General features: G+C 45.0%; 18 protein-coding genes, 7 tRNA genes and 1 rRNA gene. 9 read left to right on the top strand and 17 right to left on the bottom strand.

Annotation, left to right across the window (positions count from 1 at the left end; all coding sequences use genetic code 11):
- Window positions 1–8: 8 nt before the first annotated feature.
- The 7 genes from VME0621_RS23940 to VME0621_RS23910 form a co-directional block, all read right to left on the bottom strand.
- Window positions 9–1,562: an ABC transporter substrate-binding protein gene (locus tag VME0621_RS23940; protein ID WP_006072063.1), complete on the bottom strand. Its 1,554-nt coding sequence runs from the start codon at window positions 1,560–1,562 to the stop codon at window positions 9–11.
- An 85-nt stretch (window positions 1,563–1,647) separates the two neighbouring features.
- Complete coding sequence (locus VME0621_RS23935) at window positions 1,648–3,366, bottom strand: dipeptide ABC transporter ATP-binding protein (RefSeq protein WP_038228647.1); 1,719 nt, start codon at window positions 3,364–3,366, stop codon at window positions 1,648–1,650.
- Window positions 3,367–4,028: 662 nt separating this feature from the next.
- The gene (locus VME0621_RS23930; protein ID WP_062462648.1) at window positions 4,029–4,547 is read right to left on the bottom strand and encodes a hypothetical protein; all 519 of its coding nucleotides are present in this window, start codon (window positions 4,545–4,547) and stop codon (window positions 4,029–4,031) included.
- Between the two features lie 60 nt (window positions 4,548–4,607).
- The gene (locus VME0621_RS23925; RefSeq protein WP_062462650.1) at window positions 4,608–5,633 is read right to left on the bottom strand and encodes a dimethylarginine dimethylaminohydrolase family protein; all 1,026 of its coding nucleotides are present in this window, start codon (window positions 5,631–5,633) and stop codon (window positions 4,608–4,610) included.
- 150 nt (window positions 5,634–5,783) lie between these two features.
- Window positions 5,784–6,239: a hypothetical protein gene (locus VME0621_RS23920; RefSeq protein WP_062462653.1), complete on the bottom strand. Its 456-nt coding sequence runs from the start codon at window positions 6,237–6,239 to the stop codon at window positions 5,784–5,786.
- Between the two features lie 17 nt (window positions 6,240–6,256).
- Window positions 6,257–7,084, bottom strand: a complete 828-nt coding sequence (locus VME0621_RS23915; RefSeq protein WP_062462656.1) for a LysR family transcriptional regulator — start codon at window positions 7,082–7,084, stop codon at window positions 6,257–6,259.
- On the bottom strand, window positions 7,074–7,964 hold the full coding sequence (locus VME0621_RS23910) for a LysR family transcriptional regulator (protein ID WP_062462659.1): 891 nt from the start codon (window positions 7,962–7,964) through the stop codon (window positions 7,074–7,076). The genes VME0621_RS23915 and VME0621_RS23910 overlap by 11 nt, the downstream gene beginning before the upstream one ends.
- A 159-nt stretch (window positions 7,965–8,123) precedes the next feature.
- Between VME0621_RS23910 and VME0621_RS23905 the strand changes: the two genes are divergently transcribed.
- Together VME0621_RS23905 and VME0621_RS23900 are read left to right on the top strand one after the other, a co-directional pair.
- Window positions 8,124–8,978, top strand: a complete 855-nt coding sequence (locus tag VME0621_RS23905; protein WP_051868215.1) for a LysR family transcriptional regulator — start codon at window positions 8,124–8,126, stop codon at window positions 8,976–8,978.
- A gap of 118 nt (window positions 8,979–9,096) precedes the next feature.
- Complete coding sequence (locus tag VME0621_RS23900; RefSeq protein ID WP_006072048.1) at window positions 9,097–9,660, top strand: porin family protein; 564 nt, start codon at window positions 9,097–9,099, stop codon at window positions 9,658–9,660.
- A gap of 276 nt (window positions 9,661–9,936) precedes the next feature.
- Here the strand turns inward: VME0621_RS23900 and VME0621_RS23895 are convergent.
- The 5 genes from VME0621_RS23895 to VME0621_RS23875 form a co-directional block, all read right to left on the bottom strand.
- Window positions 9,937–10,013, bottom strand: a tRNA-Pro gene (locus tag VME0621_RS23895).
- Window positions 10,014–10,068: 55 nt separating this feature from the next.
- Window positions 10,069–10,144, bottom strand: a tRNA-His gene (locus tag VME0621_RS23890).
- 44 nt (window positions 10,145–10,188) lie between these two features.
- Window positions 10,189–10,265: transfer RNA gene (locus tag VME0621_RS23885), tRNA-Pro, on the bottom strand.
- Window positions 10,266–10,333: 68 nt separating this feature from the next.
- Window positions 10,334–10,409, bottom strand: a tRNA-His gene (locus VME0621_RS23880).
- A 29-nt stretch (window positions 10,410–10,438) separates the two neighbouring features.
- Window positions 10,439–10,515: transfer RNA gene (locus tag VME0621_RS23875), tRNA-Arg, on the bottom strand.
- Between the two features lie 295 nt (window positions 10,516–10,810).
- Between VME0621_RS23875 and VME0621_RS23870 the strand changes: the two genes are divergently transcribed.
- The gene (locus tag VME0621_RS23870) at window positions 10,811–11,224 is read left to right on the top strand and encodes a c-type cytochrome (RefSeq protein WP_031493886.1); all 414 of its coding nucleotides are present in this window, start codon (window positions 10,811–10,813) and stop codon (window positions 11,222–11,224) included.
- Window positions 11,225–11,277: 53 nt separating this feature from the next.
- Here the strand turns inward: VME0621_RS23870 and rep are convergent, their stop codons facing one another.
- Window positions 11,278–13,296, bottom strand: a complete 2,019-nt coding sequence (rep, locus tag VME0621_RS23865) for a DNA helicase Rep (RefSeq protein ID WP_038228634.1) — start codon at window positions 13,294–13,296, stop codon at window positions 11,278–11,280.
- Between the two features lie 177 nt (window positions 13,297–13,473).
- Here rep and VME0621_RS23860 point away from each other — a divergent pair, with 177 nt between their 5' ends.
- The 4 genes from VME0621_RS23860 (at window position 13,474) to ubiK (ending at window position 18,673) form a co-directional block, all read left to right on the top strand.
- Window positions 13,474–14,055, top strand: a complete 582-nt coding sequence (locus VME0621_RS23860) for a TetR/AcrR family transcriptional regulator (protein ID WP_198558546.1) — start codon at window positions 13,474–13,476, stop codon at window positions 14,053–14,055.
- Window positions 14,056–14,073: 18 nt separating this feature from the next.
- On the top strand, window positions 14,074–15,180 hold the full coding sequence (locus VME0621_RS23855; RefSeq protein ID WP_062462662.1) for an efflux RND transporter periplasmic adaptor subunit: 1,107 nt from the start codon (window positions 14,074–14,076) through the stop codon (window positions 15,178–15,180).
- 11 nt (window positions 15,181–15,191) lie between these two features.
- Window positions 15,192–18,308, top strand: a complete 3,117-nt coding sequence (locus VME0621_RS23850; RefSeq protein WP_062462665.1) for a multidrug efflux RND transporter permease subunit — start codon at window positions 15,192–15,194, stop codon at window positions 18,306–18,308.
- A 113-nt stretch (window positions 18,309–18,421) separates the two neighbouring features.
- Window positions 18,422–18,673: a ubiquinone biosynthesis accessory factor UbiK gene (ubiK, locus tag VME0621_RS23845; protein ID WP_006075379.1), complete on the top strand. Its 252-nt coding sequence runs from the start codon at window positions 18,422–18,424 to the stop codon at window positions 18,671–18,673.
- Window positions 18,674–18,796: 123 nt separating this feature from the next.
- Here ubiK and ilvC read toward each other — a convergent pair whose 3' ends face one another.
- Window positions 18,797–20,281 (bottom strand): ketol-acid reductoisomerase, encoded by a 1,485-nt coding sequence (ilvC, locus tag VME0621_RS23840; protein WP_006075378.1) that lies wholly within the window; start codon window positions 20,279–20,281, stop codon window positions 18,797–18,799.
- Window positions 20,282–20,425: 144 nt separating this feature from the next.
- On the opposite strand from ilvC, the gene ilvY reads away from it, so the two are divergent.
- Entirely contained in the window at window positions 20,426–21,316 is an 891-nt protein-coding gene (gene ilvY / locus VME0621_RS23835; RefSeq protein ID WP_062462674.1) for an HTH-type transcriptional activator IlvY, read from the top strand.
- Window positions 21,317–21,493: 177 nt separating this feature from the next.
- A complete protein-coding gene (locus VME0621_RS23830) occupies window positions 21,494–22,960 on the top strand; it encodes a phospholipase D family protein (protein WP_231893002.1) in 1,467 nt (488 codons plus the stop codon).
- A 185-nt stretch (window positions 22,961–23,145) separates the two neighbouring features.
- On the opposite strand, the gene VME0621_RS23825 is transcribed toward VME0621_RS23830, so the two are convergent.
- The 3 genes from VME0621_RS23825 to rrf all read right to left on the bottom strand — a co-directional run bounded on the left by VME0621_RS23825 (window position 23,146) and on the right by rrf (window position 23,563).
- Window positions 23,146–23,222: transfer RNA gene (locus VME0621_RS23825), tRNA-Trp, on the bottom strand.
- A 92-nt stretch (window positions 23,223–23,314) separates the two neighbouring features.
- Window positions 23,315–23,391, bottom strand: a tRNA-Asp gene (locus tag VME0621_RS23820).
- Window positions 23,392–23,447: 56 nt separating this feature from the next.
- A 5S ribosomal RNA gene (gene rrf / locus VME0621_RS23815) occupies window positions 23,448–23,563 on the bottom strand.
- Between the last annotated feature and the right edge of the window lie 21 nt (window positions 23,564–23,584).

The following is a 23,584-nucleotide window of genomic DNA, read 5'->3' as shown; positions in this document are numbered from 1 at the left end:
ACTTGTGATTATTCAACCACTAGGTCGCCAAAGTAAGGCATTACCATTGGGTTAACAATTGCTGCTGCTTTCACGTTAGACTTCGCGCCCCACGCTTCACTTTGCCAGTGTAGCGGTACGAATGCTGCGTCGTTGTATAGTGTCGCCTCAACGCCTTTCAGCATTTCAGCACGCTTAGCAGGATCCGTTTCTACGTTTGCTGCTTCAACAATCGCATCCATTTCTGGGTTTGAGTAGTGACCACAGTTGTACTGACCACGACCCGTTTCTTCGTTACGAGTCATTGTTAGGAACTCGTTGAAGTTCGCTGAATCTTCAGTATCTGAGTGCCAACCAATCATCATCATGTCTGCTGCACACACATCAAACTCTGGCCAGTATTGCGCTTTAGGCATTGTCTTAAGATCTACTTTGATGCCGATCTTAGACAGCATCGCTGCCGCTGCTTGCGCTACTTTCGCGTCGTTCACATAACGGTTGTTAGGTGCCATCATCGTTAGCGTGAAGCCATTTTCATAACCAGCTTCTTTCATCAACTCTTTCGCTTTTTTCACGTCGTAACGTGGAACAAGCGCATCGTTGTGACCAACGTAGCCTGCTGGGCTTTGCTGGCCAGCAGCTGTTGCGAAGCCTTTCATGATTTTCTTCACGATACCTTCGTTGTTGATTGCGTGAACAATCGCCTGACGAACGCGAACATCTTTCAGTGCTTCGTTGCTTTCTTGGTTCATTTGGAACGTGATGATACGCGTACCAGGTAGCGTCACTAGATCAACACCTTCAGCGCTAGCTACACGTTTGTGGTCGTTTGGTGCAACTGGGTGAATCATGTCAACACCGCCAGAAAGAAGTGCTGCTACACGCGTTGCATCTTCTTTGATTGGTACTAGTGTTAGCTTGTCTACGTTACCTTTAGATTCTTTGTCCCAGTAATCAGCGAAACGCTCAAATTCAACTTTAACACCTTGCTCACGAGCCGTTACGATGAATGGACCAGTACCAGAAACATGCGTCGATGCAAAAGAGTTACCGTGCTTAACTAGCTCAGATTTGTCTTTGCCATCTGCCGTTTTACCTGAGTAAAACTTGCTATCCATAGGGAAGATGTACGTCGCTGTTTGCAGTACAAGTGGGTAAGGACCTTTAGTCACTAGGTCAAACGTGTAGTCATCAACCTTAACGATTTTCTCATACGGGTCGAAGATAGCTTTAAAGTCAGGAGAGCTTTGAAGACGGTTAAATGTCCAAACAACATCGTCTGCTGTTAGGTCATTACCAGAGTGGAACTTAACGCCTTCACGTAGCTTAAAACGAACCGTCGTGTCATTCACACGTTCCCAGCTTTCAGCTAGACGAGGTTCGAAGTCCATTTCTTGGGTGAAACGAACGAGTGGGTCAAATACCATGTGTGACATTTGCAATGTGCCACCAGACAACTGCTCATGCGGGTCTAGAGATACTGGGTCAGCTGCATAGCCAACTTTGATATCTGCTGCCAGAGTATTAAAACTTAGGCCCGCTGCCATTAGCGCCACTGCTAATTTGCTTTTCATGGTTCTCATTTGCATAACTCCTTCATGCGGGGATCCGGATCCCTTGTTGTTGTGTTTGCTTCTGTTATCGAGTCCCAATAGGGAATTGTATGGCTTACGCCGTTTTTGCTACATCATCTCTTAAGCCTTTGAATTCAGGCATTAAGGAAATTAGGTGCTGACTGTATTCATGCTGCGGATCAGTAAACAACTGCTCCGTCGGTGCCACTTCCAATAGAGTACCCATTTGCATCACACCCACTCGGTCACACATTTGACGAATTACCGGCAAGTCATGACTGATGAACAGCATGGTCAGATTAAGTTCTTGTTGTAGATCTTTGAGTAGGTTAAGTATTTGAGCCTGAACCGATACATCAAGTGCCGACGTTGGTTCATCACAAATCAACAAACGAGGACGCGTTGCTAGTGCACGTGCGATAGAAATACGCTGACGCTGACCACCTGAGAATTCATGTGGGTACTTCACTCCCGCCATTTTTCCTAGGCCTACGTGCTCAAGCAGGTCTTCGACGATTTGCTTAGTTTCGCTTTCGTTTGCCGTCAGTTTATGGAATCGAATCGGCTCTGCAATGATGTCGTAGATTTTCATACGAGGGTTCATCGACGTATACGGGTTCTGGAACACCATCTGCATCTGGCGACGCATCGGGCGACGCTCTTTCTCAGACTTCAGCGACGTAAGGTCAATACCTTCAAACGTGACTTTGCCAGAGTTAGGGGCATAGAGACCTGCAATCACACGTGCAATGGTCGATTTACCCGATCCCGATTCACCCACTAATCCAAACGTTTCACCTTCATGTACTTCAAAGCTAACGTTGTTTGATGCTTGAACATACTCACGTCGGCTTTCAAATAGCGAATCTTTAGTAACGAAGCGTAGGTTGACGTTTTCTACGTTAAGAAGCGGACCAGTATAATCACGGTGATCTTGGCTTTGACCCAACCAGTGGTTCTTAACATCCAACGGTTCCATCTCATGTGCTTCTTCGATGTAGCTCACAAGAGGGAAACGATCGAGTTTCATGTCTGAACGCGGTACTGCAGAAATCAGGCTACGTGTGTATGGGTGATCAGGTTCACCCAGTACTTTTGCCGTTGGCCCAAACTCTACCAAGTCACCACGGTACATTACCGCTACGCGATCCGTTACGTTAGAAACCACACCCATATCGTGCGTCACCAACATACAACCAACATTGTTCTTGATGCACAGGTCGCGAATCAAACCTAAAATTTGATCCTGAATCGATACATCAAGTGCTGTCGTAGGTTCATCCGCAATGATCAGGTCCGGTTCGCCGGCAAGCGCGATAGCGATCACCACACGCTGACGCATACCACCAGAGAATTGGTGAGGATATTGCTTCAAGCGGTTTTCTGGTTGTGGGATACCCACTTGATTCATAAGATTGAGCGCGCGTTGATACGCTTCATCATCCGATACCTTCATATTGGCATGGATGGTTTCTTTTAATTGTTGCTCAACAGTGAATAGTGGGTTGAGAGAGGTCATTGGGTCTTGGAATATAAACCCGATTTTTGAGCCACGAACTTTGCGCATCGCTTCTGGTGTTAGACCAGAGACTTTTTCTCCATCTAGGAAAACCTCACCACTAGCAATAACGCCAGGAGGTGAAAGCAAATCGATAACAGCGTTACCTACCGTTGATTTGCCCGCGCCGGACTCCCCAACCACACCAACTATTTCGCCGCGTTCAATATTGAACGACAAAGATTTAACCGCGGCATGTACCCCATGGCGTGATGGGTATTCGATACGAAGATCTTTTACTTCTAATAGTGACATTACCAGACCTCTACTGCTTTGGCAGCTTTCTGCCCCTGTCTGAAAAATTGAATCCATTCTTAGGCAGCATTTTCTGCTGACTATTTATAAGGGCATCAATTTGGCAAATCTTTCACAGAAAAGCAACAAAAATAGGATAAAAATTCGAAATTGAGCAAATATAAAGCAGTATAAATAAATATATATGCAGTTTAAGTACATATAGTAGTGATACAAGTGGCATGAAAAGTTGATGTACACTCAGAAATTCGTGCTAGACAACGAATATAAAACGCCGAACTTCACGTTATCGGCAATATTTATGACTAATGCCACCCGCATATTTATTCTGATGTAGTTTTAACACTATAGAAACATAAATTTTGTAACATGACAGAGTGCAGCACCAAACTCTAGATCTTCATCACATTTAATACACTGATCACTTTGATAATTCGATTACACAGTATTTTCCGCTATTGTGATTTACAACAAGTCACAACCCTGCATACTGAACAAAATACTGGCCATCGTTCGAACGGTAGAATTTAGCTCCAATTCTTACTCATGAAGAATGGGGGAAATGTTATTCAATGGAAGTTTTCATAGACGAACCACTGAAGATTTAGCCGTAGCAATGGCACTTAACAGTCAAATCACCCATCAAGCGCCATAATTACGTTTTAGTGAGGTGTAGTTGTCGGTTCAAAACGGAAAATAGCTTCTATTTTCCTCCACAATTGTTCGCCCGCGATAAATATCGCCGCTACAAAGGTGATATCGCAAGCCAGTGCTATTACCTTTCGATACTCTATCCAGCCCACTCCAAAGGTTGGAAAGTAAAACAGCACAATATTCATAACAGGGCCTGCCACTACCATCAGTAGTAATCCCATATAGTAGCTAAGCCTTGTCGAGTGCCGGCTAGGTTTGAGCTTCAGTAAATGTCTGACAAACCAACTTCTGATTTGCTGCAGGCGATCCTTGCCTAACAAGCACAGAGCGACAATAGTCGCCACTTCAGGTACACCAAAAATCATTGCACCGCTAAGTAGCGCTTTTTTACTGCTGCAAATCTCCATTGAACTAATCAAGGGAATTAGTAACGGACTTGATAAAGCGAGCAACAGTGCCACCATGCCCAAGCTAACTCGCAAATAAGCTAATACTGAGCGGAACAAAACGCCAAAATCTAATTTCATTTATCGAACACCCTGTTACCCCTCATATAAGAATAAGGGGAGGATAGAAGGGGAAAGCGACTAGTGTATGTCCCTGCGGAGCACTGAGGTCTTACAGCGTATTCCACCACAAAGCTTCGCGTGATGAGCAAATGGAACGGTCACAACCGTTAGCCCTTTTGCTTCCAGTTTTCGATTGAGGGCTGGGGTCTCTTCTGGCATTAAGATGTGGTTTTCATCAAGCATCACTGCACAAGGCCCGGTTGCCAGCGCCTCTTCTCTGTTTGCCCATACCACATCAAAGTCATCCATAAATTCAGGTAAGCCCTTTGGAAAGGCATCTCGATAGGCGATAACAAGTTTAGGGCCGGCTACACACATCACGGCGAACAAATGATGGATTCCTGTATCCTCCACTTCTGTTATGCATACTTGGTAACCATCGTGTTCTAGCATGCGCTTAACCCATTCAGCGCCACGAGCGTTAGTTGATGAAGGGCCCGTTGCCACCAGTACTCTTCCATCGCCTAAGTTGAGCACGTCTCCCCCCTCATAAATATAATCTCGACTTAGCGTCGGCCTTGGTGCCGTGTAGTGTAAAATGTGGTTATCACCATCAATAAATGGTTGATGAAGCTCTCGCACTGGCGCAATAGAAGCCCAGCTCATATCGCTTGCCCAAACATTCTCCAAAACATTTCGACCTACCACCCAAATAGGTTCTGCAGCGAAGATTTGGGTAAAGACATTCGTTCTTTGGCACGCGGCTATCTCTCCTTCAGGCACTTCCCTAGCCTGATGCACCTTTACACCAAAGCCCTGAAACGCCTTGATCAACGCATCATTCTCACGCTCTAGGGCCGCAGAAAATGACGGAGAAGCATGAGAAAGTAACTGTCCTCCCGCTCTTTCACAGAGATCATATAAGTCGGACTGAAGTACACTCTGATATGTTGCTTTTACCTCTTCTGTCAGTACTGGCAGGCGGAAGTTCTGGCTATAACCCACAATCACCTCTTGAAGCTTTCCATAAAGGTTGAACTCTCCATAACTGTGTTTGGTTGCAGCTGGTACATAGACTTGGTTTTGTGTTGAGATTTTCGACATAGGATTACTCCTCAAATGGGTTAGAAAAAGAGAGTCCTTTCTCCGATGAACAATTTGAGGTTAACCCAGTCGGTTAAAGTGCAAAAAACACTCTGCGCAGTGAAAGGCTTTCACTTTGGGAGGATACAAGAAGACAATTGGAACAGGAGGCTAACGCGCCGCCCTGACCACCACTCGATAGGAAACCAAACCCTCAACTTCAACACCCGCTTCACTACCAACGTAAGTCGACATGCTAGGCAATTGCTGTTGATTCGAATTTAACGGCTCACTATTACTTTGCTCGATAATGGTGTAATGCAAGTCGGCAATATTGTTTGCCACTGACGACTCGCTGACCAGCAACACGCGAGTATGCTTGTCTTTCTTAATCAACTTGCTTTCTCGCAACCCAATGATGACATCACCACTAAACACATTCACAACATTGAGTTGCAATTCAGCGACATAGTCTGCTGCACGTAAGGAGGGAGCGGCGATTAACACCAAAATGAAGGATAGCTTTCGTAAACAATCCATTTCTAACACCTTTACACGTTTTCTTCGGAACAGCAGCGTAGTCGAGTTAAGTTCAGCAAGAAACTTAAACTCTGAACGTAAATCCATACAGCACAGGTTACCAACTAGCTTCTGTTCAGCTGACTATGACGAGCTAGGCGATTAACCAACTTAGCTTCTGCCTTTAATTGTTGCTGCCAGACCAAGCTAAAGCGCCGTTGATAGCTTGGTTTTTCCGTCAGTTCTACCTTGCCTTCGCTCAAAGCCATAATTACCTCACCTTTTGGTAGCCAGCCTTTGCCATAAAAATTTATCAAGGCTTCAAGCATATCGGCCGGTCGGTTAAATGAAATAAGGTCTTTGTATTGTTGTGTACCGTTAGCCCACAACGACTGTCCGCTTTCATTGTGAACAGACATCATCCTATGCTGTTTGCCTGCCTGTAATGGTGCTTGTACCTCGACAAACTCGCGCTCTCCTAAGTGTTGAGCTTCAAGAAAGGGAGGTAAATGCGATAACGGTTGAGTCAACGCTAAGTCACATTGCTGTTTTATCAGTAACTGATGAATGGTTGCTGTATCAGTGCGAAACAAATCTATGCTTCGAAGCGAATTGTCAGCGATGATGAGCTGAGAGAGCTGATTCACTTCATCCAGAGCGATGCCGTAATCAAAACAAACCCGCAGACTTTTGACATTCTCTTTGCTAGAGAAGGTGTGAGTCAGGGTCAGCACATCATCAAACTCCATTGCTCGCGGTAAAAACCTCAGACCAAAAGAAGAGAGTTTGAGTGGCCGAGTACCTTTAATAAACAGCTCGCAACCAAGAGAAGCTTCCAAGCGACTCACTGTTGCCGTAAGCGCTGGCTGACTTTTGCCAAGTGCTCGTGCCGCTTTTCTCACGCTGCCATGATGAGCAATAGCAACAAAAGTTTTGATTTGGTCAAGAGTCATCCTGTTGTCTACCTCTCATTGACTTACTCATCGCCCAGTCTGTCAAACATTGCAACACTTGACTCCCTGTTAAATGCTCTCCCCAGAAAACCGACACTCCCCAAGTCGCTTTAAGGTGCGGTTCTGTTACGATTTTCATAGTGTCTGTTAGATCAATATTGTTGTATACCGCAGACGTATGACTCGGTAACTCCGAAAGAATGGCAGCTATTTGTTGATGATCGGTGACTCGAATTTGCCAAGGACAAGGGAAATCGAAGCGCTTGTATATTGGAGCAGAAGTTCGCTTAGCATGAGAAAGAGAGAGTTGAGGCAGTGTCAGAAGGTGGCCACTGTCGAAAACGATTGGCGACTGGTTGCTGGATTCTAACAACTCTTCACTACTGGTTATCAAGTAACTATCCACAGTACCAAGTGAAAAAAAGTTTGGTGTTTCGGGCCAAGGTAAATCAACCAGTGTCACTATCCAATCTAGGCGCTGGGCATTAAAGGCGGCAATCAATTCATCACTAGGCAAGCAATTGACACTAATACTGATATCCAAATCGATGATAGAAGCCAAGATTTCTTGTTGCCAGACTCGGGGTAAAGCGATATCAACACCGAGTGTAATCTGTGTTGGTGACTCAACGGCCACTGCGTTTCTTAGCTCGTAGTAACTAGCAATCACAGCCTCTGCCCAAGGAAGTATCGCCTCCCCTTTTTCCGACAACTGTTTCTTGCCCGTGCCAACCACAAACAACTCACCCCAGCGGCTTTCCAAATTCTGTATCGCCAGACTTACCGGGCCGTGAGTCTTGCCAAGCTTTTCAGCCGCCGCTACCACCGATCCTGTTTTCGCAACAGCGACAAAGCTCTCTAACTGCTCAATTGATGCCAAGTGATAACCTTTTTAAACCATTAGATCTAGATATTAGTTTATCAAAGATATTTAACATGGCCTCACGTTTTAGGGAAAGCACTGATTTGGGCTTGCAACATCATGTAGGGAATGCGGGATAAGACAAGCACATTCACCCAATGTCTATATGAGGTTCTTATGAATATCAATGCCATCAAAGCGTTTGTTATTACTACCGAGCTCGGCTCCATTTCCGCTGCTGCAAAAGCGATGAACAAAGGTCGGGTCCAAGTAAGTCAATGGATCGCCAATCTTGAGTTGGATTGGGGGATCGAGCTGTTTGATCGTGCTGGGCACAAACCCGTGTTAACAGAACAAGGTCAAGCGCTCTTGGATAAAGCATCATCCATTCTACTGCTGTCTGAAAAGTTAGCGTCTCACGTCGAGAAAATAAACGGTTCAGGCGCAGGCTGCATCCGACTTGGGATCACGACATTTATCGACCCGAAAATTGTTTCTCATCTTATCCACCAGCTGCGCGACATTGATGCTGAAATGGATCTACAGATTGAATTTTCGCCTTGTGATGACCTCATCGCGTCATCTGATTACGACTTTATTATTAGTCACTATCCCTATAGCGGGATTGGTCACTGGGAGTTTATGAATGTCACACAGCGCCAATTCGTTTCAGTCTGCGCGCCTCAACATTCTATCGCCCAACTCGATGAAGTCTCTACAGAACAGCTCAGTCAGCATTTGGCTATAGCTATTACGCAGCAAAATGAATCTTTATGGGGTAGCTACAAGTTCGACACCATGTCGGTCAACAACGTGGCAACCGCAAGACAACTCGCCAAAGATGGCATTGGATGGATCTGTATCGATCAAGACTCGATTAAACATGAGTTGAACAACAATGAGCTCGTCATCATCAATCACCGCGAAGCCATTCAGCGAAGTAAGTTTGGCCTTGGCTACCGCGATTCACACTGTGCTAATGGAATACGAGAAGTGCTCTATAACGTTCTTCGTCAGCACGTCTCGCACTAGCGTCGCCTCTGTCATAAACATCGACAGAGTCTGATTTTTACAAAAACGCGCTCCTGATTACTATGCGCTTCGAAACACACAATAAGGTCAAAAGACCAAACTTTAAAACGAGGAAAATATGAAAAAAGCAACTTTGAAAACCGCTACTTTGCTAGCTTTAATGGGCGCAGTTTCAGCTCCAGCTTTAGCCACAAGCGATTCTGGTTTTTATCTGGGGACCTATCTAGGTGCGATGTCAGCTAAGAACACTGACAATGTAGTAAATTCAAAGACTGAAACATCAGTAAAAAGTAACTTTCGCTCTCTAGGTCTTAAAGCGGGTTACGACTTTAACTCGATGTTTGGGGCGGAAATGCGTCACAGTCGCGACAGTGGCAAGATAGAAAAGAATAGTCAAGGTTTGGCCGTTGACCATCAAACGGCTCTTTACGGCAAAGTTAAGTTCAACGTCTCAGATAGCATTGAGCTATACGGTTTGGCCGGTGTAAATAATATCCGCCTAAAACAAGCTGGTTATAAAGGAAATGACAACAAAAAGACCATCAATTCCTTCTCATACGGTGTTGGAGCTCAATACAACTTTACCAACTCACTAGGCGCAAACTTAGAGCTAATGAAACTGTCTAACCACAAACAGTTTGATGCGCACTCTATCAACCTAGGTCTAGCTTACAAATTCTAATTCTCTCTACAACTTAACCAAGTTTGCAAGGATGCAACTTGCCCACTCCAACTTAGCATCAAACTTTCTCTTTGCTGCCTTTACCTTTCACTCTATTTATCTCCATCCCAAAATGCAAAAAGCGTCATCACATGACAAGACTTACTTGAGCTAGATATTTAACAAACAAAGCTACTAAAGACGAAAGCTTATTGCGCATTGTCATCCAACTTTCGGTTCAATAAACCAGATTTCAGACGAAAAAAAGCCTCGTCTTTCGACGAGGCTTTTAAATGGTGGTCGGTGAAGAGGGATTCGAACCCCCGACCCTCTGGTCCCAAACCAGATGCGCTACCAAGCTGCGCTATTCACCGACGATGTTTTATTACGAGTTAACTCGTAAAGGGGAGCAAATGCTACCAAAATAAATGGGGTGGCTAACGAGATTCGAACTCGCGACCACCGGAATCACAATCCAGGGCTCTACCAACTGAGCTATAGCCACCACAAATTTTGTTTTGTTACCGTTTATAACGATAACTGAAATAGTGGTCGGTGAAGAGGGATTCGAACCCCCGACCCTCTGGTCCCAAACCAGATGCGCTACCAAGCTGCGCTATTCACCGACAATGTTCTTTTCAGAACGTTTTCGTTTCGATTAAATCAAAACTGGAAACCGAAGTCACCAAAATAATGGGGTGGCTAACGAGATTCGAACTCGCGACCACCGGAATCACAATCCAGGGCTCTACCAACTGAGCTATAGCCACCATTATGTTTTGCCAATATTTTATCCGGATGGCGCGCCCGAAAGGATTCGAACCTTCGACCTTTGGCTCCGGAGGCCAACGCTCTATCCAGCTGAGCTACGGGCGCATGCCCTATCGGCGGATGGGAATAATACGTATATCACACTATGTCGTAAAGTACTTTTTCAACTTTTTTTCTCGTTTGTTGTCTTTTTCAGCACTTTGAAGCAATAAATAGTGGCTTTACGATGTGATTCACCCCGTGAAGCTGAAAAGTTGTGGTTTATTGCAACAAGTTAACAGGATATAATCACCCAATGTTTACATTGATTTAACAGTCGTTAAGTCAGCAAGCAGAATAAATCGTATAAATGAATAGCAAGCACCGACTTGCTACCTTGTTGGATAGTAAAGTGAGTTTAATGGATATGTCTCGTCGAATCTTAACAGTGTTGTTCGCTGCACTAACTTTTTCTACTGCCTCTTTCGCAGCGGATGTGAGCCAAGAAGAATATGACGCTATCGCAGAGCGTATTAAACCAGTGGGTGATGTTTACTTAGCAGGTAGTGAGCCTGTGGTTGCTGAACCTACCGGTCCACGTGATGGCGCTACCGTTTACAACACCTTCTGTACTGCCTGTCACTCCATTGGCGTTAGTGGCGCACCTAAAACGGGTGACGCTGCTGATTGGGGACCTCGAATTGCTCAAGGTAAAGACGTTCTTAAAGACCATGCAATTAATGGCTTCAACGCGATGCCAGCAAAAGGCTCTTGTATGGACTGTTCTGACCAAGAAATCGTTGATGCTATCGAGCATATGATTGCCGGACTATAGTGTCACGAACTCAATGATCGACAAGGGGGCTGATTCAGCCCCCTTGTTTATTTTTACTTCTTATTAAACATTGCCCGAATATTAGCAATGTGTGCCTGACCTTTTTGCATTCGTTCTTCTGCAGACACCGCTTTTTTTGCTTGTTCCCATTCGACATCATCAAACGGCAATTCATCTAAGAATCGACTATGTTCTGGCTTAATCAGCTCGCCATACTGTCTTCGCTCTTTACATATAGTAAAGGTGAGTTCTTTTTGGGCACGAGTAATGCCTACATACATTAGTCGCCTTTCTTCTTCTACGTTATCTTCATCTATGCTGGTTTGATGTGGCAGGATACCTTCCTCAGAACCAATAAGATAAACATAAGGGAACTCAAGACCTTTCGAGGCATGCAGTGTCATTAGCTGAACTGCATCACTGTCGTCCTCATCTTCTCCGCGCTCCATCATATCTCGAAGCGTGAGCCGTTGAACGACCTCTTTTAATGACTTCTCTTCCTTATCATAATTATCGCCCTCTAAATCTGCGACAATCCATGAGTAGAGATCAGAAACGTTCTTCATGCGCATTTCTGCGGCTTTAGCACTGGAAGAGGTCTCATAGAGCCAATCTTCATAGTTGATGTCGCGAACTAATGAACGCACAGCTTCAACTGTATTACCGCGCTCTGCGTTATCAGCTATAGTCACAACCCACTGCGTGAATCGTCGCAAGTTCTCTAAGCCACGCCCCGATAAGTGTTGCTCCAAACCTAACTCAAAGCTAGCTTCGAACAAGCTTTTGCCACGCATATTGGCGTAGCTACCTAGTTTTTCCAACGTAGCAGGACCAATCTCACGACGAGGCGTATTAACGATACGTAAGAAAGCATTATCATCATCAGGATTTACCAAAACTCTCAGGTAGGCCATGATGTCTTTGATTTCAGCACGACCAAAAAATGAAGTACCGCCGGAAATTTTGTAAGGCACACGGTTTTGCATCAAGACTTTTTCGATAAGTCGTGATTGGTGGTTGCCTCTATATAAGATAGCGTAATCGCGATATTCAGTTCGATTCACGAATCGATGCGCAATTAATTCACCCGTCACGCGCTCCGCTTCATGATCTTCATTTTTGGCTTTGAGTACTTTGAGCTTTTCACCGTCAGGGATCTCTGAGAATAACGACTTCTCAAACACGTGCGGGTTGTTAGCAATCAAGATGTTGGCCGCACGCAAGATACGACTGGTTGAACGATAGTTCTGTTCAAGCATCACAACTTTGAGGCTTGGGAAGTCTTTGTTCAGGAGAATCAGGTTTTGAGGCTTTGCGCCGCGCCACGAGTAGATTGATTGATCATCATCACCTACGACAGTAAAACGTGCACGCTCTCCCACCAGCAACTTAACCAATTCGTATTGGCTAGTGTTGGTATCTTGGTACTCATCGACCAGCAGGTACTGAATTCGCTTTTGCCAACGAGTACGCACTTCTTCATTGGTTTTTAGCAAAATAACAGGCAGAGCAATTAAGTCATCAAAGTCGAGCGCGTTATACGCTTTCATTTGTACTTGATACATTTCATAGCAGTGCGCAAATAACTGTTCTTGCTCTGAACGAGCAGAGCCTTTTACCTGCTCTGGAGTCAGCATGTCGTTCTTCCAGTTAGAAATAGCGCCAAGCAATGAACGCAGCAGGTCTTTATCACCATCGAGTTGTTGTTCGGTCAACTCTTTGAGTAGCGCCATTTGGTCCTGATCATCAAACAGGGAGAAACCAGCTTTGAGCCCAAGCGCCTTATACTCGCGACGTATTATATTGAGTCCCATGGTATGAAAGGTGGAAACCATAAGACCTTTGGATTCATTTTTACCTAAGGTTTGTCCTACACGCTCTTTCATTTCACGTGCAGCTTTGTTGGTAAACGTTACGGCAGCAATATTTCTCGCTTTATAACCACAGCTTTGTACTAGATACGCTATCTTATTAGTTATCACGCGGGTTTTGCCCGACCCGGCACCGGCAAGAACCAGACATGGACCAGAGACGTATTTTACCGCCATATCTTGCTGCGGATTTAGCTTCATTGGTGTGCTCACTACTCACGAATTGTAACGCGCACATAATAGACTGCTAATGCTGACAATGCCACGCTCCGTAGGATTTTTTAACTTTTATAGAATAGTGATTAAAAATAAGTTGCGTAAATATACCTCAATTGTTTTATAATGAATGAACGTTCATTCACTATCTATCGGATGGCTATGACGACTATGAATACCAGTGATAAACGACTACAAATCCTCGAAGCGGCACAAAAAATGGTGGCTGAAAAAGGGATTCAAGGCGTATCAATGCAGAAACTGGCCAATGAGGCCGGTGTTGCAGCTGGCACAATATATCGATATTTCGATGACAAAGACCATCTGTTAGAAGAATTGAGGCTTTACGTGGTATCACGCATGGCCAAAGCCGTTCAAGCAGGTGTAGGAGCCGACCAACCATTGAAAGAGCAGTATCGTAAGATGTGGCTCAATATCTGGCACGTCGCAGCTTCAAACATCGATTCGTTGAAAACTCGTGCTCAATATGACTCTATTCCTTCGAAAAATTGTTATACAACTAGGGAACAAGAACGAAAAATGTTTGCCCAAGTTGACAACCTATTCACAGAAGGAAAGAAACAAGGGGTTTTTAAAAACCTCGATAATGAAATCCTATCTGGACTAAGCTTAGAAGCAAGTGTATCGCTTGCACGTAAGCATGCTCTGGGTCTATATCAACTGGATGACGATGCGCTAGATGCAGCTATCGAAGCCAGTTGGGATGCAATAATAAAACACTAATGTGGAGTTCTCGTTAGAATGAAAAAGTGGACATTTTTCATGCTACTTATCGCCGTTCTGCTATTTGGCAGCGTGATAGGTTTCAATCTGTTTAAGCAACAGAAAATCGCTGAATATTTAGCAAACCGCCCGGAGCCTGAGTTTCCAGTCACCGTAACAACCGTGAAACCTGTTGATTGGGTGCCGGTTATCGAAGCTATTGGTTTTGTGGAACCAAACCAAGGTGTGACGTTAACTTCTGAAACCAGTGGCGTTATCAGCAATATCTCATTCGCGTCAGGTTCTCAAGTAGAAAAAGGTCAACTCCTTGTTTCTCTTGATTCTGATGTAGAGAAAGCCAACCTTAAAAGCTCAGAAGCTCGCCTTCCTGCAGCAAAAGCAAAGTACAAGCGCTACCAAGGTCTTTATAAGAAAGGTTCAATTTCAAAAGAATCTTATGATGAAGCAGAAGCTAGTTATTTCTCTCTATCTGCGGATATCGAAAGCTTGAAAGCTCAAATTGATCGTCGTGAAATCAAAGCACCGTTTGGTGGTGTTGTTGGTATTCGTAACGTGTTCTTGGGTCAATACCTTCAACCAAGCGATCATATCGTACGCTTAGAAGATACTAGCCTGATGAAACTGCGCTTTACGGTTCCACAAACTGACTTCTCTCGTATTTCTATTGGTCAAGATGTAGACATCTTCGTTGATGCGTATCCAAATCAAGCATTTAAAGGCTCTATCAGTGCGATTGAACCTGCTGTGAGCATCCAAAGTGGTCTGATTCAAGTTCAAGCAGACATTCCAAACAACGACGGTAAGCTGCGTAGTGGTATGTTTGCACGTGCAAATATCATCCTACCTAAACTTGAGAATCAAGTAACACTTCCACAAACAGCGATTACATTCACCCTATATGGCGACAATGTTTATATCGTTGAAGATGTTGATGGTGTGAAACGTGTTAAGCAGCAAGTAGTTAAAGTGGGTGAACGCACAGGCGATATCGCTCATATTCTAGAGGGCGTGAAAGCAGATGATGTTATCGTAACATCTGGTCAAGTTCGCCTAAGTAACGACGTTAAGGTCAAAGTGGTAGAAAGCGATGCGACAGTACCACCGGCTGAGACACCGATGCTGTAATTGGAGGCAAAATGCGTTTTACTGATGTTTTCATAAAACGTCCTGTTCTTGCGGTATCGATCAGCTTTTTGATAGCACTGCTTGGTCTGCAAGCTGTGTTCAAAATGCAGGTACGTGAATACCCAGAAATGACGAATACCGTGGTTACCGTAACCACGAGTTATTACGGCGCGAGTGCTGACCTAATCCAGGGCTTTATTACCCAGCCATTGGAGCAGGCCGTTGCTCAGGCCGATAATATCGACTACATGACGTCACAGTCAGTCCTTGGTCAGTCGACCATCACTGTGAACATGAAGCTAAATACCGACCCTAATGCGGCGCTTTCAGACATATTGGCTAAAACCAACTCTGTTCGTTCTCAGCTTCCTAAAGAAGCAGAAGACCCAACGGTGACTATGTCTACTGGCTCAACAACGGCGGTACTTTATATCGGCTTTACCAGTGACGAGCTAGCTTCGAGCCAGATTACCGACTATTTAGAGCGTGTAATTAACCCGCAGCTGTTCACCGTAAACGGTGTATCTAAGGTCGACATGTATGGTGGCATGAAATACGCGCTTCGCGTATGGCTAGATCCACTAAAAATGGCCGCGCTTAAAATGACAGCCTCTGACATCATGAATGTCCTCAATGCCAACAACTACCAGTCAGCAACTGGTCAGGCTACGGGTGAGTTCGTGCTGTACAACGGCAGTGCCGATACTCAGGTCTCAAACACTGAAGAGCTGAAACACCTTGTAGTGAGCTCTAAAGATGGACAAGTGATTCGCTTAGGTGATATCGCTAAAGTAACGTTAGAGAAGAGCCATGACGTTTACCGTGCAAGTGCTAATGGTCAAGAAGCCGTAGTAGCTGCGATCAATGCGGCCCCTAGTGCTAACCCGATCAACATTGCTGCAGATGTACTTCAGCTTCTTCCACAACTTGAGAAGAACCTGCCTAGCAACATCAAAATGAATGTGATGTATGACTCTACAGTTGCGATCAACGAGTCGATTCAAGAGGTTATTAAGACCATTCTTGAAGCGGCACTGATCGTACTTGTGGTTATCACTCTGTTCTTAGGTTCTTTCCGTGCGGTATTGATCCCTATCGTGACCATTCCACTATCGTTGATCGGTGTGGCAATGGTGATGCAGGCGATTGGTTTTTCTTGGAACCTAATGACGCTACTGGCTATGGTACTGGCTATCGGTCTGGTGGTAGATGATGCAATCGTTGTTCTTGAGAACGTTGACCGTCATATCAAGCTTGGTGAATCTCCATTCCGTGCTGCCATTATTGGTACACGTGAAATTGCGGTACCAGTTATTGCGATGACGCTGACGCTTGGTGCGGTATATGCGCCAATCGCGTTAATGGGCGGTATCACTGGTTCGTTGTTTAAGGAGTTCGCATTAACGCTGGCGGGGTCGGTATTTGTATCAGGCATTATCGCATTAACGCTATCACCGATGATGTGTTCGAAGCTGCTTAAAGCCAACGAGACACCAAACCGCTTTGAGGAAAAAGTACATCACGTACTAGACGGCATGACATCACGTTATGAAAAAATGCTTGGCGCGGTAATGCAACACCGTCCTGTGATCATTGCGTTTGCTGTTATCGTGTTTGCTTCTCTACCTATGCTGTTTAAGTTCATTCCAAGTGAACTGGCACCATCGGAAGATAAAGGCGTGGTGATGTTAATGGGTACAGGACCGTCTAACGCAAACTTAGACTACCTGCAAAACACCATGAACGACGTAAACAAAATCCTAACTGATCAGCCAGAAGTGGCGTTCGCTCAGGTGTTCACTGGTGTGCCTAACTCAAACCAAGCATTTGGTATTGCTTCTATGGTTCCTTGGAGCCAGCGTGAAGCGAGCCAAGCAGAAGTTGCTAACCGCGTAGGTGGGCTTGTGGCTGATGTACCGGGTATGGCTGTAACAGCATTCCAGATGCCAGAGCTACCAGGCGCAGGTTCAGGTCTTCCTATTCAGTTTGTTATTACCACACCTAACAGCTTCGAAAGCTTGTTTACAATTGCGACTGATATCTGGACTGACGTACAAAAGAATGCTCAGTTTGTTTATTCAACACTGGATCTGAACTACGATTCAGCGACGATGAAAATCAATATCGACAAAGATATGGCAGGCGCTTATGGCGTGACCATGCAAGATATTGGTATCACGCTGAGTGCGATGATGGCAGATGGTTATGTTAACCGTATCGACCTCAATGGTCGTTCTTATGAGGTTATCCCTCAGGTTGAGCGTAAATATCGTCTAAACCCAGAATCGATGAACATGTACTTTGTTCGTTCTGATGATGGCCAAGCTATCCCGCTAGGCAGCTTAATCTCTATTGATGTTGTGGCAGAGCCTCGCTCTCTACCTCACTTCAACCAGCTAAACTCGGCAACGGTTGGTGCTGTTCCAGCTCCAGGTGTAGCCATGGGTGATGCGATTGCTTGGTTTGAATCAACAGCAGAGAACAAGCTACCAAGTGGCTACAACCATGATTATATGGGTGAAGCCCGTCAATACGTGACTGAAGGTAGCGCACTTTACGCAACGTTTGGTCTAGCATTGGCCATTATCTTCTTAGTGTTGGCCATCCAGTTCGAGTCTATCAAAGACCCGTTCGTTATCATGGTATCGGTACCACTGGCGATATGTGGTGCACTGATTGCTCTGGCATGGGGCGCAGCCACCATGAATATCTACTCGCAGGTAGGTCTGATTACCTTGGTCGGCCTTATCACCAAACACGGTATCCTTATCTGTGAAGTAGCAAAAGAAGAGCAGCTAAACCACAAGAAGAGCCGAATGGAAGCAGTTATGGAAGCGGCGAAAGTTCGTCTTCGCCCTATCTTGATGACAACCGCGGCGATGATTGCAGGTCTAATCCCACTGATGTACGCCACAGGTGCTGGTGCAGCTCAGCGCTTTAGTATCGGTATCGTAATCGTAGCGGGTCTTGCTATTGGTACTCTGTTTACTCTGTTTGTTCTTCCGGTAATTTATACTTACCTAGCAGAGAAGCACAAACCTCTACCAGTCTTTGTTGAAGACAAAGACCTAGAGAAGATAGCTCGAGTTGACGAAGCTTCAGCAGCTTGTCGAGAAAATCGCTCTTAAGGTGATGACTAATTAGAAAAAGGCCACAATGTGGCCTTTTTTATTAGCTCAAATAACGACTTTCTTTATCGGATTACATAGAATAAGAAGTATCACTTAAGGAGTTACCAGACATGTTTGATCCAAAGAAACTTGAACAGATTGCTAAGCAAATTCACGACTCAATGCCTCAACCAGTGAAAGAACTTGGTGCGGATGTTGATCAGAAAGTACGCCAAGTCATTCAAGGCCAATTGAATAAGCTTGACGTCGTTAGCCGTGAAGAATTTGATGTGCAAACTCAAGTGCTACTGCGCACTCGTCAAAAGCTGACAGAAATGGAACAAAAACTAGCAGATCTAGAGCAAAAGCTAGCGGATAAGTAATCGCTTCTTTCGCGGTCTTCGCAAATTGCCAAGTTGCATAGACAAAAAAGGGGGGCTTACCAATTGGTAGCCCCCCTTTGCTATGTTGTGTTTACTTTATTATCTGATTTTTATTTGGTCGGCTTAGCCGCCTACAGCGATGCGCTTCATGTCTGTCATGTAACCACGTAGCTCTTCACCGATGTACTCAACAGGGTGGTTGCGGATAACGTCGTTTACTTCGATTAGCTTGCCGTTATCTACTTGGTTAGATGTCTCACCTAGACCTTTACCGATTACGTCAGTACCTACTGATGGCATGAACTTCTCACGAAGTAGTGGAGTTGCTACGTTCGCGAATAGGTAGTTACCGTATTCTGCTGTGTCAGAGATGACTACGTTCATTTCGTATAGACGCTTACGTGCAATCGTGTTTGCAATCAGTGGTAGCTCGTGTAGCGACTCGTAGTATGCAGACTCATCGATGATGCCTGATGCCGTCATTGCTTCGAATGCTAGCTCAACGCCCGCACGAACCATAGCGACCATTAGGATACCGTTGTCGAAGTACTCTTGCTCAGAGATTTCTACATCTGATGCTGGGTAGTTTTCGAATGCTGTTTCAGCCGTCTCTGCACGCCAGCCTAGAAGGTTTACGTCATCATTTGCCCAGTCAGCCATCATAGTGCTTGAGAACTCACCTTGGATGATGTCATCCATGTGCTTATTGTAAAGAGGACGCATTAGGTCTTTTAGCTCTTCAGACAGGTCAAACGCTTTCACTTTCGCTGGGTTAGATAGACGGTCCATCATGTGTGTGATGCCACCGAATTTCAGTGCTTCAGTGATAGTTTCCCAACCGAACTGAAGTAGTTTACCTGCGTAGCTTGGGTCGATGCCGTCAGCAATCATTTTCTCGTAACATACGATTGAACCAGCTTGTAGCATGCCGCAAAGAATAGTTTGCTCACCCATTAGGTCGGACTTAACTTCAGCAACGAATGAAGACTCTAGAACACCAGCACGGTGGCCGCCTGTTGCTGCTGCCCATGCTTTAGCAATTTCAAGACCATCACCTTGAGGATCGTTCTCTGGATGAACTGCGATAAGAGTCGGAACACCAAAGCCACGCTTGTATTCTTCACGAACCTCAGTACCTGGACACTTAGGTGCAACCATGACAACCGTTAGGTCTTTACGGATTTGCATACCTTCTTCAACGATGTTGAAGCCGTGAGAATAGCCTAGAGATGCGCCTTCTTTCATTAGCGGCATTACCGTCTCAACCACGTTAGTGTGCTGCTTGTCTGGAGTTAGGTTAACAACTAGGTCAGCTTGAGGGATTAGGTCTTCGTAGCTACCCACAACGAAGCCGTTGTCTTTCGCGTTTTTGAACGATTGACGCTGCTCATCGATCGCTGCCTGACGAAGTGCGTACGACACGTCTAGGCCAGAATCACGCATGTTCAAGCCTTGGTTTAGGCCTTGAGCACCACAACCAACAATGACTACTTTCTTACCTTTTAGGTAATCCGCTTCTGAAGCAAATTCAGAACGATCCATAAAACGACAACGACCTAGTTGGTCCAATTGCTCACGCAAGTTAAGAGTATTGAAATAGTTAGCCATAGTGGGCTCTCCTGTTGAATTCTGTCCGTAGTGTCGATGGTTATCATCGAATGAGTTCATACTAATGCAGAGTCGAAATTGCTTAAAGTGATATATTCACAATTTGTCATTGCAAATAATGCAACAACAGATATCTTTAGTACTATGAATATTAAAAGTCTCCAAGCTTTTATCCATTTATGTGAGAGTAAAAGCTTTAATAAAACCGCAACAGCAATGCATATCAGTGCATCGGCACTCAGTAGACAGATCCAAAAGCTTGAACAAGATACTCATCAAAACTTGTTCTTGCGCGACAACCGCTCTGTCGAACTCACGCCAGCAGGAAAAAAACTGCTCCCTATTGCTGTAAATATCGTTAGTGAATGGCAACAGTTCCAATCAGAAAGCCAACATGGTGAGAATGAGCTGAGAGGTAAGCTTCGACTGTTTTGTTCGGTGACCGCCAGTTATAGTCATTTACCTGAACTGCTCGCTGAGTTCAGGCTGCTCTATCCGTACATCGAATTCGAATTATCAACCGGTGACCCAGCCCAAGCGATAGAAAAGGTCATGAATGATGAAACGGATATCGCTATCTCTGCACTTCCCGAGCTGCTCCCCGCACGCTTGGAGTTTGAGACAATTAGTGAAATTCCTTTGTCTGTCATTGCGCCTGCCGGTGTAAGCAGTTTTGGCTCTGAACTCGCCGATGGTATGCCTGACTGGAACAAGATCCCGTTTATCGTCCCAGAAGCGGGCACTGCACGTGAAAGAGCTAACCTCTGGTTTAAAAAGATGCGTATTAAGCCCAACATCTATGCACAAGTATCGGGTCATGAAGCCATTGTTAGTATGGTGGCATTGGGATGCGGCGTGGGCATTGCACCGGAAGTTGTAATCGTAAACAGTCCGGTTAGAGACAAGATACAACGCCTCAAGTTAGAGCCCATCAAGCCGTTTAAATTGGGGGTTGTGTGTAAGCGTTCTAACCTGGATAACCAACTACTCTCGGCGTTTTGGAAAGTGGCGGAAAAGGTTTATATCCAACCATAACTTGGCTCGCTGACTGCTATGATAGAACTGCTGTGACAGAGAGGCGATACTTTATTATCCTAGTTATCGATATCATATTACCGACTCTCTGCCCAAAAGGCTTTTACTATTATGCTCGCATTCAAAAAAACGCTCCTTGTATCAGCTTCAATTGTCTTATTCGGCTGCTCAACCACTATGGATAGCGTACCAGTCTCTGACAAAGACTATTGCGCTGAACTAGTCGATACGGAGCGCTTACCATTGTCTCACTATACTCAACCTTTTGAGACTAAAATGAAAAGCGGCACTGGCGTCTATGTTTTAGAGCAAGGGGCTGAAGCAATGATGTCCCGTGCTTGGTTAACAGAGCGCGCTGAAGCCTCTATCGATGTACAGTACTTTATCTTCTCGGTTGACAACGTAGGTTTGATTGCTACTGACTACCTAGTGAGAGCGGCAGAGCGAGGTATTAAGGTAAGAGTTCTCGTCGATGACATTATGCTTGATGCTAAAGGGGATGAACTTCTTATGCTAGCAGCGCATGATAACTTCGAGATCAAGATATATAACCCCAACGTCAATATTGGTAAGAACATCGTTCAAAAGATGACAACGGCCATTACCGACTTTCATGGCATCAACCAACGTATGCATAATAAGGTATTTATAGTCGACGATCAGGTTGCGATTACTGGAGGAAGGAATATTGCTGACGAATACTTCGGATTTGATCATGAGTACAACTTCAGAGATCGAGATGTATTCCTAGCTGGTAAAGCAGTCAAAGCGATCAATATGTCTTTTGAGCAATATTGGAACAATGAGCTCAGTGTCCCAGTAGAAGATTTATTCAAGTCCAATCCATATAGCGCCAACCCTGACTTTTCACGATTACATTCCTATGCGTGTAATCCTGAACACTTTCATCCTGAAATCAGATCGGAGATAGATAAGGTACCTGAAACCTTTCAGACGCTATCCAAAGAAGGGAAGTTCCTATTTGTTGACAAGGTAGAGTACGTAGCGGATGTGCCGGGTAAAAACGAGCAACAGACCTTCTTGGGCGGTGGTAGCGTTACCCGCGATAAACTGATTGAGCTGGCTGAGAGTGCGCAAGCATCGATCATGATCCAAACACCTTATCTGGTCACGACCAAAAAGGATCGTGAATTTCTCAGCGGTTTAGTTGATAAAGGCATTTCAATAAAGATCCTGACCAATAGCCTCGCTTCCAACGATAATCTCGCCGCTTTTAGTGGCTACCAGAGAAATAGGAAGCAGCTTTTGGCCACTGGTGTAGAGATTTATGAGTTTAAGCCCGATGCCAAGGTTAGACAGCGAGTAATGACCGAGCATATGTACAAGAAACTGCCAACCACACCTATCTTTGGTCTGCACGCAAAAACTATGACGATCGACGACACGATTACCGTCGTTGGCACCTACAATCTTGACCCACGTAGCGCTCATTTGAACACCGAGAGCTTTGCTATTATCCACTCACCACAGATCACCAAACATGTCTCAAAGGCAATGAAGGTAGAAATGGCGCCGGAAAATGCATGGCGTATAACGCAAGACTTTAATCCTGATAATGAAGTCAGCGTAACCAAAAGAGTTGGCGTAAAGCTGCATCGCATCGTACCTAAGAATATTCTTTAGCTTTAGTATCACTTGATGGGCTATGACGACATAAGGATAAAACAAAAAGGCCCCGAACTAAGTCAGAGTCTTTGAATATGGCAGGGGTGGAGAGGTTTGACCGGGCTGGCGACCCAGCTCCCAACACATCGCTTTGAAAAAGCGAAAACAAAAAAGGCTCCGACCTAAGTCAGAGCCTTTGAATATGGCAGGGGTGGAGAGATTCGAACTCCCAACACGCGGATTTGGAATCCGCTGCTCTGCCAATTGGAGCTACACCCCTAAAGTGTTATCTAATCTATGCTATTTAATCGCTTAAATCAACATGTTAGATTCAAAAAAGCCTCGTCGTTAGACGAGGCTTCTTGATATAAGTGGCGGAGTGGACGGGACTCGAACCCGCGACCCCCGGCGTGACAGGCCGGTATTCTAACCAACTGAACTACCACTCCGCAGTGGTCTATTTAAAGTCTTATCTTAATCGTGCTTTAAACAGATAATGTTCAAAGCCTGGCGATGTCCTACTCTCACATGGGGAAGCCCCACACTACCATCGGCGCTATTGCGTTTCACTTCTGAGTTCGGCATGGAATCAGGTGGGTCCACAACGCTATGGTCGCCAAGCAAATTCTTAATTCGGAAAGC

It is taken from the genome of Vibrio mediterranei, from assembly GCF_900088415.1.
In the GTDB taxonomy this organism is placed as follows: Bacteria; Pseudomonadota; Gammaproteobacteria; order Enterobacterales; family Vibrionaceae; genus Vibrio; species Vibrio mediterranei.
The sequence above is the reverse complement of the archived record's forward strand: the minus strand, read 5'-3'. Positions and strand labels throughout refer to the sequence as shown.